At 29.2% G+C, this 1,053-nt stretch carries 1 protein-coding gene and 1 pseudogene; both read right to left on the reverse strand.

What is annotated here, in order from left to right; translation table 11 throughout:
* Positions 1 to 75: 75 nt before the first annotated feature.
* Positions 76 to 762, reverse strand: coding sequence for a hypothetical protein (locus CQA44_RS12880; protein ID WP_181881919.1), 687 nt, complete (start codon positions 760 to 762; stop codon positions 76 to 78).
* Positions 755 to 1,053 (reverse strand): annotated as a pseudogene (locus CQA44_RS12885) (hypothetical protein); the annotation flags it as partial. The gene CQA44_RS12880 and the pseudogene CQA44_RS12885, both read right to left, overlap by 8 nt.

The raw sequence follows: 1,053 nt of genomic DNA on the forward strand, positions 1-1,053 counted from the left end.
CATAATATTAAATAGGAGAGAATAAAGACAATAAGAAGAAAACATATTATTACAAATAATAACATTTATGTTTCTTTATATATCTTTAATTTCTGTGCCTACTACATTTAAGCTTTTAGGTTGAGTAATAGCAGGGTATTTTTCTTTGCATTGATGATAGAATAAAAGCATATCCTCATACTGCTCTTGTGGGATATATCCTAATGCTATTCTAGCATCTGCTCTCAAATCTCCTGTATCATTTGGGGTAGTGCCACGAATAGAGAGGATATAATTAGTATAGCCATATTGTGAAGTATATGTTACTTCTTTAGTCTTTTTATTAATTTGTTTTCTTTTTTCACCAAAGAGTGTTGCAGAGAATCCTGAAGTAGTATTTGGTTGGTGATGTAGGAGTTTAAAGCGAGAAGTAAAGTTTATGGTTCTATCGCTAAGTTTAGAATCTAGCTTAACTTTTGTGATTTTATTATTATAACCTTTAAGTCTTGAGTCTTCCTCAAATCTTGCTTCAATGGCACAGGCATAAGCTGTATTTGTGCCTTTAGGTTTAGTAATTGGTTTTTTATCTATACCTATAACTTCAATATCTCTAGTAAGTTTATCACCAAAATTTAAATCATCTGCTTTTGGTTCTTTTTCATCTTTTGCATTTTCGTATATATATTCTAATAAGGCATAGCTTGCGTCAGCACAATTTGCATAAGCTAAGAATTTTTTAACTAAATTTAAATCTGCTTCGTTTGTTCTTATGTTCTTACTCATAATTATTTCCTAAAACTTTAAAGTTATTGTTTTCTTTACAGCCAATTTCTTGCATTGTTTCCCAATGCCAACCAGCAGCTTCATCACCTCTTAGCCATAAACCTTTTTCTTTATAAATAAAACCTTTATGTATAGCAATAATCTTATTATCAAAATAATTAATCCCTCGAGAAAATTCTATAATTCTAGTATTAATTTGCTTATCTTGTGGTTTAATTGATTTCCATTTTATACTTTTATAACTTTTGTATAGCTTTTCGTCAAATACTATTCTACCCGCTTTTTCACATA

The organism is Helicobacter sp. MIT 14-3879 (assembly GCF_003364125.1).